The 15767-nt window shown below is 57.0% G+C and carries 15 protein-coding genes; 12 read left to right on the top strand and 3 right to left on the bottom strand.

The annotated features are described in order from the left end of the window. The first annotated feature begins 1 nt into the window (after position 1). From resB to F560_RS0114530, 5 genes are all read left to right on the top strand, one after another. Positions 2-1687 (top strand): cytochrome c biogenesis protein ResB, encoded by a 1686-nt coding sequence (resB, locus tag F560_RS0114550; protein WP_019006476.1) that lies wholly within the window; start codon positions 2-4, stop codon positions 1685-1687. Beyond that, positions 1684-2946, top strand: a complete 1263-nt coding sequence (gene ccsA / locus F560_RS0114545) for a cytochrome c biogenesis protein CcsA (RefSeq protein WP_019006475.1) — start codon at positions 1684-1686, stop codon at positions 2944-2946. The genes resB and ccsA overlap by 4 nt, the downstream gene beginning before the upstream one ends. A gap of 44 nt (positions 2947-2990) precedes the next feature. Then, on the top strand, positions 2991-3710 hold the full coding sequence (locus tag F560_RS0114540) for a response regulator transcription factor (RefSeq protein ID WP_019006474.1): 720 nt from the start codon (positions 2991-2993) through the stop codon (positions 3708-3710). Between the two features lie 3 nt (positions 3711-3713). After that, complete coding sequence (locus F560_RS0114535) at positions 3714-5150, top strand: sensor histidine kinase (protein ID WP_019006473.1); 1437 nt, start codon at positions 3714-3716, stop codon at positions 5148-5150. A 66-nt stretch (positions 5151-5216) separates the two neighbouring features. Further along, the gene (locus tag F560_RS0114530; RefSeq protein ID WP_245554852.1) at positions 5217-6494 is read left to right on the top strand and encodes an MFS transporter; all 1278 of its coding nucleotides are present in this window, start codon (positions 5217-5219) and stop codon (positions 6492-6494) included. A gap of 92 nt (positions 6495-6586) precedes the next feature. Here the strand turns inward: F560_RS0114530 and serA are convergent, their stop codons facing one another. Together serA and F560_RS0114520 are read right to left on the bottom strand one after the other, a co-directional pair. Beyond that, complete coding sequence (gene serA, locus F560_RS0114525; RefSeq protein WP_019006471.1) at positions 6587-8179, bottom strand: phosphoglycerate dehydrogenase; 1593 nt, start codon at positions 8177-8179, stop codon at positions 6587-6589. A gap of 196 nt (positions 8180-8375) precedes the next feature. Further along, positions 8376-9296: a hypothetical protein gene (locus F560_RS0114520; protein WP_019006470.1), complete on the bottom strand. Its 921-nt coding sequence runs from the start codon at positions 9294-9296 to the stop codon at positions 8376-8378. Between the two features lie 97 nt (positions 9297-9393). On the opposite strand from F560_RS0114520, the gene F560_RS0114515 reads away from it, so the two are divergent. Next, entirely contained in the window at positions 9394-9993 is a 600-nt protein-coding gene (locus F560_RS0114515) for a CPBP family intramembrane glutamic endopeptidase (RefSeq protein WP_019006469.1), read from the top strand. Continuing rightward, positions 9990-10292: a hypothetical protein gene (locus F560_RS0114510; RefSeq protein WP_019006468.1), complete on the top strand. Its 303-nt coding sequence runs from the start codon at positions 9990-9992 to the stop codon at positions 10290-10292. Before F560_RS0114515 ends, F560_RS0114510 begins: the two co-directional genes overlap by 4 nt. A 150-nt stretch (positions 10293-10442) precedes the next feature. Here F560_RS0114510 and F560_RS0114505 read toward each other — a convergent pair whose 3' ends face one another. Continuing rightward, on the bottom strand, positions 10443-11315 hold the full coding sequence (locus tag F560_RS0114505; RefSeq protein WP_019006467.1) for a polysaccharide deacetylase family protein: 873 nt from the start codon (positions 11313-11315) through the stop codon (positions 10443-10445). A 183-nt stretch (positions 11316-11498) separates the two neighbouring features. Between F560_RS0114505 and F560_RS0114500 the strand changes: the two genes are divergently transcribed. The 5 genes from F560_RS0114500 to ypeB all read left to right on the top strand — a co-directional run bounded on the left by F560_RS0114500 (position 11499) and on the right by ypeB (position 15183). Beyond that, complete coding sequence (locus tag F560_RS0114500) at positions 11499-11828, top strand: hypothetical protein (protein ID WP_019006466.1); 330 nt, start codon at positions 11499-11501, stop codon at positions 11826-11828. A 230-nt stretch (positions 11829-12058) separates the two neighbouring features. Continuing rightward, the gene (locus F560_RS0114495; protein ID WP_019006465.1) at positions 12059-12661 is read left to right on the top strand and encodes a genetic competence negative regulator; all 603 of its coding nucleotides are present in this window, start codon (positions 12059-12061) and stop codon (positions 12659-12661) included. 173 nt (positions 12662-12834) lie between these two features. Then, positions 12835-13554 (top strand): glutamic-type intramembrane protease PrsW, encoded by a 720-nt coding sequence (gene prsW, locus F560_RS0114485; RefSeq protein ID WP_019006463.1) that lies wholly within the window; start codon positions 12835-12837, stop codon positions 13552-13554. Positions 13555-13586: 32 nt separating this feature from the next. Then, positions 13587-13739 (top strand): hypothetical protein, encoded by a 153-nt coding sequence (locus tag F560_RS25960; protein WP_019006462.1) that lies wholly within the window; start codon positions 13587-13589, stop codon positions 13737-13739. A gap of 76 nt (positions 13740-13815) precedes the next feature. Further along, positions 13816-15183 (top strand): germination protein YpeB, encoded by a 1368-nt coding sequence (gene ypeB, locus F560_RS0114475; protein ID WP_026298297.1) that lies wholly within the window; start codon positions 13816-13818, stop codon positions 15181-15183. The last annotated feature ends 584 nt before the right edge of the window (positions 15184-15767 follow it).

Below are 15767 nucleotides of genomic sequence, written 5' to 3'. Positions count from 1 at the left end.
ATTGTTTCAGAACACGAAATGCGAATGCGGGCACCAGAACCCGACGGGAACGGTGCTGTGCGAAGCCTGCGGCAATCCGCTCGTCGACGATTTGCCGCCGGACAGTCCGCTCGAGATGCGTTACGACGGAGCCGCTCGCCGTTCGCAAAAGCAAAATCCGGATTTGATCGACCGGGTGTGGAACTTTTTTTCGTCCGTCAAGGTGGCCGTCTGGCTGATCGTCATCACCTTGATCGGCGCCGCGCTCGGCACCATTTATCCGCAGGAGAGCTCGTTTGTCAATCTGGACGATCCGGCTCAATATTACAAGGATACATACGGCACGTGGGGGATGATTTACCACTTCCTCGGCTTGTCGAGAACGTACGAATCGTGGTGGTTCATCGGCCTGCTCGTCATGATCGGCACTTCGCTCGTCATCTGCAGCCTCGACCGCGTGCTTCCGCTATACAAGGCGCTGTCGAAGCAGCAGGTCCGCAAGCATTTGAACTTTCTGCGGCGCCAGCAGACGGTGTATGAAACGACGCTTCAGACCGAGCCGGCGGAATGGGTGGAGAAGTTCGCCCGCGAGCTGAAGCGAAAGCGTTACCGGGTCTGGATCGACCGGAAGGACGGAATGGCGCTGCTCGCCGAAAAAAACCGGTTCAGCCGCTGGGGGCCTTACATTAACCATATCGGTCTGATCGTGTTCCTGCTTGCGGTGCTCGCCCGGGCCGTGCCCGCATGGCATATGGACAAATACGTTTCGCTCGATGAAGGGCAAATCAAGCAGATTCCGGATACGCCGTATTACGTGAAGAACGAAAAGTTCACGGTCGAATTTTATTCGGACGACGAGCTTCCCGAGCGGCTGAAAGGCACGCTGAGGCCGAAGCTTTACGAAACGAAGGCGACCCTTTACACCTGCACGGCCGACTGCGACGACCCGGTGAAAGACCCGGTGCTGGTGCCGGTGAAACAGCATAATATCCAGGTGAACAGCCCGCTGTCCTACAAAGGCCTGAAGCTGTACCAGTACAACTATGAAGAACGGATTCGGCTCATTTCCGTAAAGCCGATGCTGGTGGACAAGACGAACAATCGGTCCTACGGACCTTTCGAACTGCCGATGACCGATCCGCCATTGACTTATAAAGCAGGGCCTTATACGCTGAAATTGAGCGATGTTTATCCCGATTTCGGCCTGGACGAGCAGAACCGCCCGATGACCAAGTCGCGCGATCCGAACAATCCCGCTTTCGTATTCGTGGTGACGGGACCGGGGCTTGCGGCGGGCGGCGAAATGTACATTTATTTCCCGATGCCGTCGGCGGAAAACAAGAAGCTGCAGGACCAGCTCAACGAAAGCTTCCGCAAGCTGGGCAGCAATTCGGGACGTTTCGCTTTCGAAGTGAACGGCATGGAGAACGTCTCGTTCTCCCAATACACGTCGACCCTGAACGTCCGGGTGGACCGCGCGATGCCGTACATTTGGGTCGGAGCCGCCATTTCGATGATCGGCCTCGTGATGGGATTCTACTGGCAGCATCGCCGGATTTGGCTTCGGATCGACGGCCGCGCGCTTACTCTCGGGGCGCATACGAACAAGAACACGTACGGCATTCGGGCGGAAGTGGCGGCGGCGCTCGGCCGAACCGGCATCGCCGTCGAGCCGAAGGCGCTCGATAACAGGAGGAATAAACGTTGAACGACTGGCTGAATTTTAGCAGCAACGCCTTTATCGCAGCATTCTTTCTATACTGCGCGGCATTTATCGGGTATGCGATCGCGGTCGCGGGCAAAAGATGGAGCAACCGCGATCCGGAAGGCCATGCCAAGCGGTGGGGCCGCATCGGCTTTGCGCTGGCGGCGCTCGGCTGGCTCGCCCATTTGGCCTTTTTCTTTACGCGCTGGAAGGGCGGAGGCCATATTCCGACGAGCAACATGTACGAGTTCATGACCTTTCTCGGCATGGCGATCATGTTCGCGTTCATTATCGTGTATCTGATTTACCGCAAAGTATTACTCGGGGCATTCGCGGTCCCTTTGGTTATTATTATTATCGCCTACGCTTCGGTATTCCCGTCCGAGGTGCAGCCGCTCATACCGGCGCTGAACTCGATCTGGCTGAAAATCCACGTGACGACGGCCGCGCTCGGCGAAGCGTTCTTTGCCGTCGGCTTCGCCGCCGCGCTCGTGCATCTGATCCGGGTCGTCGACTACTCGCGGACGGACAAGGCCGGCCGCCGCGCGCAGTTCTGGACGGAATTCATGCTCGTCGTCATCGTCGTCGTGATCGGCTTTCTCGTCTCCGTCTTCGGCTTCCGCGCCGCGGGGTACGAAGCGCAGTTCCGGCAGGAGACCTTTCGGATCGACCTTCAGGGACAGGGAGAGACGATCGTGCAGACGGTCGAGTACGGTTTGCCTCCGATCGTGGCGCCGTACAACAGCGAGAAGCTGTCGATGGACCCCTTCCTCGGCCTGAAGGAGCCGCTGTTCGAGGCGCCTTCCTGGATGAACGGCGTCAATGCCGGACGGAAGCTGAACACGATTATCTGGTCGCTGATCAGCGGCCTGATCCTGTACGGCATCATGCGGCTGATCGCGCGCAAGCCGCTGGCGGCGGTCATTCACCCGCATTTGGACGGAATCGATCCGGACGATCTGGACGAAATTTCCTACCGCGCGATCGCCATCGGCTTCCCGGTGTTTACGCTGGGGGCGCTGATCTTTGCGATGATCTGGGCCCAGATCGCCTGGTCCAGGTTCTGGGGCTGGGACCCGAAAGAGGTTTGGGCTTTGATCACGTGGCTGTTCTACAGCGCCTATCTGCACCTGCGCCTGTCGCGCGGCTGGCAGGGAACGCGGTCGGCGTGGCTTGCCGTCGTCGGGTTTATCATCGTGCTCTTTACGCTGATCGGCGTCAACCTGGTCATTGCCGGTTTGCATTCCTACGCGGGAGTGTAAGCTAATAAGGAATCGGACATGCAATCGAACGGAGGGATTTGGTTATGGTGAGCCAAGCAGACAGCCGGATTCTGGTCGTGGACGACGAGGAGCGGATTCGCCGCTTGCTCAAAATGTATTTGGAGAAGGAGGGTTACACGGTCGAGGAGGCCGAGGACGGAGAGACGGCGCTCCGGAAAGCGCTCCAGGACAATTATGATCTGATTGTGCTCGATTTGATGCTGCCCGGCATGGACGGCATCGAGGTATGCACCCGTCTGCGCCAGAGCAAGGCCACGCCGGTCATCATGCTGACGGCGAAGGGCGAGGAAGTCAACCGGGTGCAGGGGTTCGAGGTCGGCGCCGACGACTATGTCGTCAAGCCGTTCTCCCCGCGCGAGGTGATCTACCGGATCAAGGCGATCTTGCGCCGCTCGTCGGCAACGGCGTTCCTGTCCAAAGAATTGAACGCTAGCAACAACATCGTGTTTCCGCACCTGGTCATCGAGCATGACGCGCACCGGGTGACGGCGGGCGGACACGAAGTCAATCTGACGCCGAAGGAATACGAGCTGCTGCATTATTTGGCCAGCTCGCCGGACAAAGTCTTTTCGCGCGAGGAGCTGTTGAAGGACGTATGGAACTACGACTTCTTCGGCGATTTGCGGACGGTGGACACGCACGTGAAGCGGCTGAGGGAAAAGCTGAACCGCGTTTCCGCCGAAGCCGCGGCGATGATCACGACCGTCTGGGGCGTCGGCTACAAGCTGGAGGTTAACAAATAAACGATGGCGATCTGGAGAACGGTAGTCGGTAAAATTTGGCTGACGATCATGGGCCTGGTCGCCGTCGTCATCTGCACCATCGGCTTGTTTCTGCTGCAATATATCGATATCACGTTCGAAAATTCGGTGAAGGTCAAACATTTGTTTACGGTTGCGGGGGCTGTCGGTTTTTTGCTGACAACCTTTTTCGCGTTTTTTCTGCTGACCAAAATTACCCAGCCGCTGCGCGAAATGAAAGAGGCGGCGGACCAAATCGCGCAGGGCGACTACACGGTGCGGGTCGCGATCCGCTCGTTGGACGAAATCGGCGACCTGGCCAACACGTTTAACCAGATGGCGTCCGAGATCGATTCGCTGATCCGCATTCTCGAGCACGAACGGGATCACCTGAGCAGCGTGCTGCGCAGCATGACGGATGCGGTCATCTCGTTCGATGCGGAAGGCGGCGTGATTTTGACCAATCCGCAGGGGCAGAACCTGCTCGAGGAATGGAACGACGTCGGCTGGGACGATGAAGACGGCCATGGCAAGGTCGGACGCGTGCCGGAGCCGCTGCTCGAATCGTTCCGCAGCGTGATTGCGCACGGCAAGGAAATGACGACCAAGCTCAACGTCAAAAACGAGGTCTGGTCCGTCGCCCTTACGCCGCTGGCGTCGACCAGCGGCATCCGCGGCGTGGTGGCGGTCATGCGCGATGTGACCGAGGAGCACCGGGTGGACAAGCTGCGCAACGACTTTGTCGCCAACGTGTCGCACGAAATTCGCACGCCGCTCTCGATGGTGCAGGGGTACAGCGAGGCGCTGCTGGACGACATCGCCGCCTCTCCGGAAGAGCGGCGCGAGCTGGTTCAGGTTATTTACGACGAGTCGCTGCGGATGGGCCGGCTTGTGAAAGATTTGCTCGATCTTGCCCGCATGGAAGCCGGCCATCTGGAAATGAATTACGAGAGGCTGGACATGAATGCGCTGCTGGGCAGGGTATACCGCAAATTCGCGGCCATGGCCAAGGAAAAAGGCATCCTCCTGGTGAAGTCGGAAGACGATGAAACGCTGGTGCTGGAATCGGCGGACAGAGACCGTCTGGAGCAGGTGCTGACCAATCTGCTGGACAACGCGATCCGGCATACGCCGCCTGGGGCCCGCATTCTCCTCGGGGCGAAAAAGATCGCTTCGCAAGACGGGGAGCAATTGGAAATTACGGTGCAGGATGAGGGGGAAGGCATTCCTCCGGAAGACTTGCCATACATTTTCGAGCGGTTCTACAAAGCCGACAAGGCGCGCAAACGCGAGTCCAGCGGCGGCACCGGACTTGGGCTTTTTATCGTCAAGACGCTTGTGGAAGCCCACAGGGGCAAAATACGCGTTCAAAGCAAGCCGGGCAGCGGAACGACGTTCACGATTACGCTGCCGGTAAGCGGCGATACCCGGCGCCAGGGTTAAGCGCTCCGCACGCTCGCCGGGCGGCAAACCGCAACAGGCGATTTGAATCCGATGGGGGAACAACCGGTGAGACTTCGAGCTTGGAAAGCCCGGCTTCGGGGAACGGGCGCAATCGGGCAGGACGATTTGAAACCGGAAGCGTACATCACGTTGTTTATTCACGGCTGCTTCCAGTTCGGAGCCTCGATGTCGGGTCTTTTTCTCAACCTGTACTTATGGCGCCTGACCGAAGACTTATGGATCAACGGCATGTTCAATATGATCGTGTACGGAATCACGCCTTTGGCGTTCGCCGCCGGCGGCTACATTGCGAAAAAGAAAGACCGGATGGTTACGTACCGTCTCGGCATCATGCTGATTGCGCTGTTTTACTTGTGCGTCATTTTCGCGCGGGAGCAGGTCGCGGCTTACTATCCGGTTTTCGCGCTGTTTAACGGAATCGCGCTGGGGCTCTACTGGACCGGTTATATCGTGCTCATGTACGATGTGACGAGCGAGCGGAACCGGGGCCGCTTTCTGGCGCTGAACCTGATCGTGTTCAACTCCGCCGGTCTCGCGGGGCCGGCGCTGTCGGGGCTGCTGATCGGACGGTTCGAAGGCTTGCAGGGGTATATCGTGACGTTCGCCGTCGCGTTTGCCATGTTTGCGCTCGCGTCCGCGTTCAGTCTGAAGATCGGTGCGCTGAAGCCGCGCCATCGCGCCTATTACCTGAAATATGCGGGCGGGATGATGAAGCGGAATCGGCTGTGGCTGAAATCGCTGTTCGGTTATTTTGTTCTCGGCCTGTTCCAGGGGATCATGCTGTTTTTGCCGAATATTTTGCTTTATCAGACGTACGGCCGGGAAGATTGGGTCGGGCTGCTTACCGTGCTTTTTGCGCTCATTACGATTGGAACCGCATTCACCGTATCCCGGCGAAAATCGCACGACCGCGTCCGGTCCGACGTATTCTGGTCCTCGCTGTTCGTGGCGGCCGCATCTTGCGTGCTTCTGATCGATGTCGCGTGGTGGACGGTGCTCGTCTTTATGGTCGTCTTTTCGATTTTTAATCCGCTGACGATCAATTCGTTAAACGTTTACTATTACAGGCTGATGGATGTTCTGCCGCTTAAAGGCCAGTTCCGGATCGAATCGGTGGTTATTCGGGAATTGTTTCTCAATATCGGGCGCGTGCTGTCGATTTATGCGCTGATCGTATTCGCGGACCGTCCCGATTCGGCGGCGCTGCCCGTCGTGCTTGTGGCAGCGTCGCTGCTGCAATTCGCCATCGTCGGTCTTGTCGGCGGCAAGGGCGGGAGCTTTAGGCCGGCGGCCGGAGCGGACAACGAAGCGCTGAAAGGCTAGGCGGATCGGCCAAACGCCGTCCGCGAACGAAAAAAGGTTGGGCAGGAGGAAGCAAGCTTCCACCCGCTCAACCTTTTTTAAATGTCGTCCATTCAGATCAGTTGAACTTCCTTTGCCTTGACGAGATCCGGAAGCTGTTCAAGCTGCGCCAGAACGTCTTTCGGGACAGCCTTGTCGACGCCGAGCACCATGATCGCGGCGCCGCCGACGATTTTGCGGCCGACCTGCATCGTCGCGATATTGATGTCGTTCGTGCCGAGCAGGGTGCCGACGCGGCCGATAATGCCCGGCTTGTCGTTGTGCGAGATCAGCACGTGATGCCCTTGCGGTTCGACGTCGACCGGGTACTTGTCGATTTGCGTGATCCGGGCGCCGAAGCCGTTGAGCAGGGCGCCTGCGACCATGCGCTCTTCTTTGGCCGAACGCAGCGTAACCGTCACAAGGTTCGTAAAGCCTTTGCTTGCGGTCGACTGGTTGACGACGATGTTGACTTCGCGTTTTTTGGCCAGGTGCATGGCGTTGACCGCGTTGACCTGTTCGGCGCCCAGATGATAGGACAGAACGCCTTGGACGATATGGCGGGTCAGCGGCTGCGTATCCACGTCCGCAAGTTCGCCTGCGTAGCCGACGACGATCTCCTTGACGGGGCCTTCGGTGATTTGCGCCGCGAAGCTGCCGAGCTTGCGGCCGAGCAAGAAGTACGGCTCAAGCTTGGCCAGCACGTCGGCGGGAACCGCCGGCATATTTACGGCGTTCTTGTACGGTTCGCCGCGCAAAATGTGCAGAAGCTGCTCGGATACGTCGATGGCCACGTTCTCTTGCGCTTCGACGGTCGAAGCGCCGAGGTGAGGCGTCACGATGATTTTCGGATGCGACAGGAACGGATGATCCGGCTTCGGCGGCTCTTCCTCGAAGACGTCGAAGGCGGCTCCCGCCACGATGCCGGCGTCGATCGCCTCGACGAGCGCCTTCTCGTCGATAATGCCGCCGCGGGCGCAGTTGATGATCCGCATGCCGGGCTTCATGACCGCGAATTGTTCCTTGCCGATCATGTGCCGGGTTTCCGGCGTCAGCGGCGTATGCACGGTAATGAAATCCGCCGTCCGAATCACTTCGTCAACCGAGGCGAGCTTGACGCCGAGCTTTTGCGCGCGGTCTTCGGTCAGGAACGGGTCGTAGCCGAGCACGGTCATGCCGAACGCCTTGGCGCGCGTCGCGACTTCGCTGCCGATGCGGCCCATGCCGAGCACGCCGAGCACCTTGTTGCGAAGCTCGACGCCGACGAACGATTTGCGGTCCCATACGCCGCTGACGGTCTTCTGGTAAGCTTGGGGGATGTGGCGGGCAAGCGCCATCATCATGGCGAAGGTATGTTCGCAGGTTGTAATCGTGTTGCCGTCGGGAGCGTTGATGACGATGATGCCCCGCTTCGTCGCCGCCTCCAGGTCGATATTGTCCACGCCCACCCCGGCGCGGCCGATGACTTTCAGCTTTTTGCCGGCGGTCATGATCCGCTCGGTTACCCGGGTTTGGCTGCGGACGAGAAGCGCGTCGTATTCGCCGATCACGGCGACAAGCTCGTCTTCGCTCAGACCGATCCGCTTGTCGACGGAGATATCGGGCGCTTCCACAAGCTGCGAGATCCCCAAATCGCTGATCGGATCCGATACCAATACTTTGAACATGAATAATCCCCCTAGTTTCGATGTAGGCAATATTGAAAACACCCTCAATCGGTCCTCCGACCGCCAACTTACGGCCGAACGGTACGTTGAGGGTGGACTTAAGCGGGTCGTTATTCAAAGCATTCTTATTTTAATGCAATCGGACAGCCGAATGCAATGGTCAAACCGCAACAAAACGACGAACATCGACGTAAATTTACTTGTCGGGATAGAAGAACGGAAGCTGGGGCAGCAGTTGATCGGCATAAAACCGGTTCTTCAGTTGCAGGAAGTCGGCGTCGCGCACGGCCTCCGTCCGGGTCAAGAGCTCCGCAACGGCCCCCACCGTTTTCAGCTTCATCTTCCCGGCTTGGCCGGAAGCGATGAAGGCGTCGATGCGGGCGGTCAAATCTTGCGGCAAATAATTGCTCAAAAGTCCGTTCTCGCTCAAAAATTCGGCGGAAAGCTCGTTCCGGTTGACCAGGGGCAGCGATTTCCACGAGGTCAGATCGACTTTTGTGTAGTGCTTCTTGGTGTCGCTGATGTCCGGATCGATGGCGGCCGCCCATTTGACCATCGAGGCGAAATATTTTTCCTGCGCGGACAACCCTTGCTTGACGGCCTCCTTGTAATAGGCGTCTTCGGCGATTTTGCCCAGCAGGACGCTGGCGGTTCCTTCGTTGGCGGAAGCGGCCAGCGAGTCGAAGCTGTTCGCGAACAGCTTGAGGCTCTTGAGATAGCCGGTCTGCGCTTCCAGCAGAAGCGGCGACACCGGCGGGATGTAGGCGACTTTGGCCGACTTGTATTTGGCGTTCGCCGATTTGGACAGCTCCTTGAGGGAAGCGGAGCGGTCGGCGGCCGCGTCCGACAGCCATTTCTGTTTCGCTTCCGTCCATTCGGTCATGAATTCACGATATGGCGAAAATACGGTATGATAAAAAGATACCAGGTCTTGCTGCTGGTAGGCGGTTTCCGAAGCGGGCTTGGCGGTTGCGGACGCGTTTTTCTTTTCGTAGCGCATTTCGGTTCTTTCGGTTCCGACCATCACCCCGTAGAAGAAAGCTCCTACCGCGACGATCAGCAGAAACAGGAATCCAAGCGCAAGCATGAGGTCGGTGCGAGTCAGTCGTTTCTCCATCGGTTGCTCCTTTTAGTACGTTATTGAACGGGTTTTGTTTTGCAGGTCAAGCAACAAAGCACGGCAACGAAACTATTCCGAATTCCGCAGAGGTATCATGAAAAAATTCGATTTCCGCAAGATCAAAATTCGCAAAGTAACCGTCGATCAGCTCGACGACCGGATGCTGCTCGTCAATTTGTACTTGACCCAACTCTTTACTTTTATTATCGGATGGTTGTGGGTGTTTTTGCAGGGCCGAAACGCGATAAATTTGTTCGCTCCGCCCGCTTCCGCCGATTTCGCGCTATGGGCCGCCGCTTTGGCCGCCGCCGTAATCGCCTTCGACCTCGGCATTTCCCGGTGGGTGCCGGAAGAAGCGATGGACGACGGAGGGGTCAACGAACGGATCTTCCGCAAGCGCCCGATCTGGCATATCGCGTTGATTTCTCTGGTTGTCGCCATTTGCGAGGAACTGCTGTTCCGCGGCGCGATTCAGAGCAGCATCGGGCCTTATTGGACAAGCATTTTATTCGCGGCCATTCACGTCAGGTATTTGCGCCACTGGATTCCGACGGGGATGGTGTTCGGAATCAGCTACGGACTCGGGTTGTTGTACGAATTTGCCGGCACCCTCTGGGCGCCGATCATGACGCATTTTCTCTTCGATTTCATCATGGGGCTGATCATTCGTTTACGGAGGGACTTGCAGCAATGAAAGAAAGCGACCATTCTTCGGTATGGGCGCGCTACAAGGAAGCAAAGCGAATCGCGCTCGGGCAAGAGGCGAATTCGAAGGAAGACGAGTCGGCTTTGACGCTGGAGGAGCTGGAGGCTTTGATCGCGAAAACGGCCGAAATGTCCGGCATTCCGGAGACCGGCCTGCCGCCTCGGTCCGAGGTGCATGAGTCGGCCAGGAAAAGCTATTCCCGCTGGTTCTACCGGACGCTCGTCGCGCTTTTTACCTGCCTTGTCGTCTTCATGTTCTGGCTGGGCAAACAATATTACAGCGAATAAGCAGGGGCGGAACGGCAGAGAGGGCGCTGTAGTTGCTATAGCGGCAACTGCAGCGCCCGATTTCGTACGTGCCCCCGATTTAAGTGCCATAGCGGCAATTAAATCGGGCACACGGCTCGCCGAGCGGTTGTGCGAAAATTTCCATGCTCGTTAATTTCCCGCTTCGTCCAGCTCGATAGCCGCCGGATCGACAAAGCCGTAGCCTTTCTTCTCCAGCTCCGTCAGCAGCCGGTCCAGGCCCTCCGCGGTCCAGGGCAGCTCGTGCATCAAAATGTTGCTGCCGGCGTGCAACTGGCTCAGGACGTTGTCGATAATCGCCTGCGGCTTGTCCTTGATGTCGTCCCCGGTCATTTCCCAATCGAGCGATCCGTTCGACCACGTCATGTAGAGCAATCCGTATTCCTTGGCGACAGCGCGCGTCACGTCGCTTCCGGAAGCGTGAGGCGGGCGGAAGAAGACGGGCGCTTTGCCGGTCAGGTTTTGAACCGCTTCCTGCACGCGGCCGATCTGCTTGCGGACGACTTCCGGTTTTTCTTTGCCCAGCTTGATATGATCCCACGAATGGTTCCCGATAGCATGCCCGCGCTTGTCGATTTCCTTAAGCAGTTCGGGATTTTCCTGAACCCTGAAGCCGTTTACGAAAAAAATCGCCTTCGCCTTATGCTTGTCCAGACTGTCCAAAATCGGATCGAGCGTATCCGCGCTTTTGGGGCCGTCGTCGAACGTCAGCAGCACCACTTTGCGTTCGGTCTTCTGCGGATCGATGGGCACGATATCGTAATTTTTGTTCATTTTGTAACGTTTCGGAACCTCGGCAGGGGCCGGATTCGCGCTGGCGGTTTCCGTCTCATCGGAGCCTGTCGCCTCCTTCTGTTCGGAAGGAGAGGGCAAAGCTTCGGAAACATCCGCCGGCCGCCCGCTTATGGAGGGCGATGCTTCCGGAGGAGCGGCCGCGCGGCTTGCGCACGAAGCGAGAGCGAGGGCCAGAGTAGAAGCGGACAAGACGATCATCCATCGTTTCATGGTTTCAATTCCTTTTTTGTCCTAGTCGTGTTTTCGTATTCCATCTTACCATAAGCCCGGCGCGCGTTGGCGCGTTCCTTCTTCCTTTTTTTGATGGAGCATGTCCGGCATGGTTGCGAGCCACACTAACGTTGTCAATACCCGCTTAAAGCGGGTTGCAAATCGAACAGAGGAGGGATGAACGTGAGATTCGCAACGTTTCTGATCGGCGGTCTGGCGGGGGCCGCGGCCGTCATGATGATCCAACGGAACAGCCGCGTCATGGCGATGGCCGGAATGGCGGGCCAAACCCTGAAGCGTAAAGCGGGAGAAATGATGAAGGACGAGGCGTTCGGCCGTTTTTTTCAGTCCAGGACCGGACGCGAACGCGATTCCGAGGCTAAGGCGTTTCGCGACCGCGATGCGTCCGGCATGGACGGGCTTCAGCAGGTGGCTCATTTGGCCGCGCAGGACTCGGAAGTGAAACGGAACGTGAACGAAATTCTGGACGAACATGCCAAAAAAACGAATTAAAGCCGCTAAAGCTCCGGGAAGATCGCCGGGGAAAACATGCGGCAGGGAAAGCGGCACGATCCTCTTCAAAAATCGGAGGAAAGGGCCGCTTTTTTTTGCGTTTCGGTGTTTTTTCCTAGTGCATTTCATGTGAAGAAGTGATAACATGTTGTAAAACAGATTTCAATCACACATTATATGCCGCATCATACGCTGTTATCACCCATCGTGTGGGGAAGGAGGATCCTGTCATGAGGATGGAACGGCTGAGCCAAGACAAGATAAGGATTTTCCTTACGTTTGACGATTTGACTGAACGCGGAATCCAGAAAGAAGACATGTGGCGGGAAATCCCGAAAGTGCACGAGCTTTTCAGCGAGATGATGGATCAAGCTTACAACGAACTCGGCTTTGACGCCTCCGGACCCCTTGCCGTCGAAGTATTCGCAATGCCTGCTCAGGGCATGGTCGTCATCGTGACGCGAGGGAAGCTGGACCGGGAAACGGATCCGTCCGCTGAAGAGGAACTGGACGAAGACGTTTATGAAATGGAAGTTACGCTCGAGCAGAGCGATGCCATCATATATCGTTTCCGCGACATTGAGCACGTGATCGGCGCAGCCATAACGATGGCCGGCCGGCTCACCGACGAGGGAAGACTGTACCGCTACCAGGACGACTGGGTGCTTTGCTTCGATCCGGCCGGCTGGGAAAACAACGCCTACCAGGCCTTGATCGCCGTGCTTGCGGAATACGGCGAAGCGTCCACGGTGACGCCGGCGGTATTGGAAGAATACGGCCAAGTGGTCATCCCATCCCAAGCGGTCAAGACGCTTGCCGAACACTTTGGCTGATCCTGAAATTCTTGTCTTGGGCAAAAACGGCTTCCTGCGGGAAGCCGGAAACGGGCATTTTCCGGATGACGGCGACGTTGTCCGGGGAATGTCCGTTTTTTGCTGGAAATCGGATGCCTGAAAAGTCGTGACGTTGTATAATGGTGTTCAAGAGAGGGGGGGAGAACGAAAGGGTGACGGGTTTCTCGCTGCTGGCTGCCGCTGTTGCGCCAGGACTTGCCTTGCTCGCTTATTTTTACTGGAAAGACCGTTATGACGCGGAACCATTGTCGATGGTCGTGAAGCTGTTTCTGACCGGCGTCCTGATTGTGCTGCCGATTATGATCGTCCAGCGCGCCCTGACGCTGTGGCTGGGTGAATCGCCGTTTCTGTTCTCCTTCGTCATATCGTCCGGCGTGGAAGAATTTTTCAAATGGTTTGTCCTGTTCCACATCATTTACAACCATACCGAATTCGACGAACCCTACGACGGCATCGTGTATTCCACCGCCGTCTCGCTCGGGTTCGCCACCCTCGAGAACGTGATGTACGCTTTTCTCGAACCGATCACATTCGGCTCTTTGCTCGCGCGGGCGCTGCTTCCCGTATCCGGGCATGCCTTGTTCGGCGTCTTTATGGGATATTCGCTCGGCAGAGCCAAGTTCGCCCAGGGCAACCAAATCCGTTGGAACCTGTGGATGGCGTTTCTGCTGCCCTGGTTCTGGCACGGCTTGTACGATTTTCTCATGATGACGGTGCCGCAGGACTGGATCTGGGTCATCGTTCCGTTCATGTTTTTGCTTTGGCTGCGCGCCATCCGCAACGTGAATCGCGCCAACGCGGTATCGCCCTTCCGCTTGCTCAATCGGGACGATGAGGTTAAATCGCTGGCGACACGGCCATACTCTGAATAACCCCAATCATGCAAGGAGTTGGCGCTTGTTCCATGTCGACCGAACGGGTGAAAGTCGTGATCCGCTGCAAGCAATGCGGCGAAAGATACGTGCTGAGGGGCCGCAAAGAACGCGGCCGCATCGACACCGGCTTCAAACAATGCATCTGCAACAATACGGACGAGTTTGAAATTATCGAAGAATAGCCGTGCATAAAGCCGATCTCTTTGTCCCACACTAACCGCAACAAGCAGTCTGGGAAAGAAAGGGGTCGGCTTTCGCATGTATGCACGACTTAGCTCGGTGTTATTTCCAATCGCGGTTCTGATGCTCGTCGGCTCGCTCTTGTGGGGATACCAAGAACATCAGGAGAAAAACGCGATTCTGATCAAAGCGGAAAACCAATATCAACGGGCGTTTCACGATTTGACCAACCATTTGGGCAAGCTTCACGACGAACTCGGACAATCGCTGGCCGTTTCGGCTGCGTCTCAAGGCATGCAGCGGAAAAGCCTTGTCAACGTATGGCGGTTGACCAGCGAGGCGCAAAACGAAATCAATCAGCTGCCGCTGGCTTTGCTTCCGTTCAACAAAGCGGAGCAGTTTCTTTCGCGGATTTCCGATTTCGCTTACCGCACGGCGGTCCGGGATCTGACCAAGCAGCCGCTGACGAAGGAAGAGACGAAAACGATGAAGTCGCTTTATGCGAAGGCGGCGGACATCAATCGGGAAATGGACAAGATCAGAGACGCGGTTCTTACGGACCGGCTTCGCTGGATGGATGTCGAAGTGGCGATGGCGAGCAAAAACGATCCGCACGACAACACGATCATCGACGGTTTCCGCGCGGTAGACAAGAAAATCGCCTCTTACCCGGAAAACGACTGGGGGCCTTCTTCACAGTCGCCCAACCGGAAGCGCACGCTGGAGGCTCTGTCCGGCAAGCCCGATGCGACGGAAGAGCAAATCAGGCAAAAAGCGCTCTCGTTCGTCGGCCCGACGCTTCATGCGGAGGCCGGACATGAGGTGACCGTCTCCGCCAACGGCAAGGGGACCGACATGCAGACGTATACGGTTACGATCAAAAACCGCAACGGCGGCAACGTCCAGCTGGATTTTACCCGCAAGGGCGGGGAACTGCTCTGGATGATGAACACGAGGCCGGTTAAAGAACGCAAGCTGAACTTCGCGCAAGCCCGGACCAAGGCTGCGGAGTATTTAGACCGTCACGGGTACGGGAAGATGACTCCGGTGACCTATGACGAATACGATCACGTGGCGGTGTTCACGTTCGTGCGGGAGCAAAACGGCGTGAGAATCTATCCGGACAAAGTAACGGTACGCGTTGCGTTGGACAACGGGGAGGCGGTCGGGCTGCAGGCTTCGGATCACGTTTTTGCCGCCAAAACCTTGTCGGCCGGAAAGCCGAAGCTGAAAATGGAAGAGGCACGCCATGTGCTGAATCCGGATTTCGAGGTGCAGGATCACCACCTGGCCGTCATTGAGAACGAAGAGGAAAAGCAGGTGCTCTGCCACGAATTCACCGGCAGAATCAACGGCAACCGGTACCGGATTTACATCAACGCAAATACCGGACTCGAAGAGGAAGTCGAGAAAATACCGGACTCCGCGAAGGCGATTTTACGCTGATCCCGGTTGCAGGCCGCCCGCTGGGGCTGTCCCAAAAGCAAAATAATGGCGGTGCAAGGGGGGTATCCCTGCACCGCTGTTTGACTTTTCCTTGTGCTGCGTGTTTATACTTTTCAAGGCCTCAAGCCCTTCACGATCCAGGCAGCGTCGTTTTCTTCCCGGCCATACCCGGCGTCCGCGATGTCCGTTACGGCAGTTTGCCGAGGGCGGCTAAGAGCTATTTTGAATGATGAACGGGAGGGTGCACAAGAGGGTGGCGGCGCAGGGAAGAGGGTAGGTAACGGACAGACAATCCGTTGATATGAACGAAACCTGTCAACCATTCTGTGGGCAGCCTTGTTTTTGGCGCACCTAAATAGAGCCTGTCAAGCGTTTTTCTTTACAGGCGACTCCATTTGCCCATACTTTCAAGGTCACCCGGCATTTTTGCCGGGCCTGCCTTACGGCGAGTAACGGGGTGCAGGGGGTTGTACTCCCTGCGTTTCCCCTTTAGGGGACGGAAGGGGGGATTCTTCCTTAGCTCAGAGGCAAAAGCAATACGTTGGTCGGCAAGCTGATATTCGTGGTTTCACACACATTTTTCA

The sequence above is a fragment of the Cohnella laeviribosi DSM 21336 genome (genome assembly GCF_000378425.1).
Taxonomy (GTDB): domain Bacteria; phylum Bacillota; class Bacilli; order Paenibacillales; family Paenibacillaceae; genus Cohnella; species Cohnella laeviribosi.
Note: the sequence above shows the minus strand (reverse complement) of the source record. Positions and strands in the feature narration are given on the sequence as shown.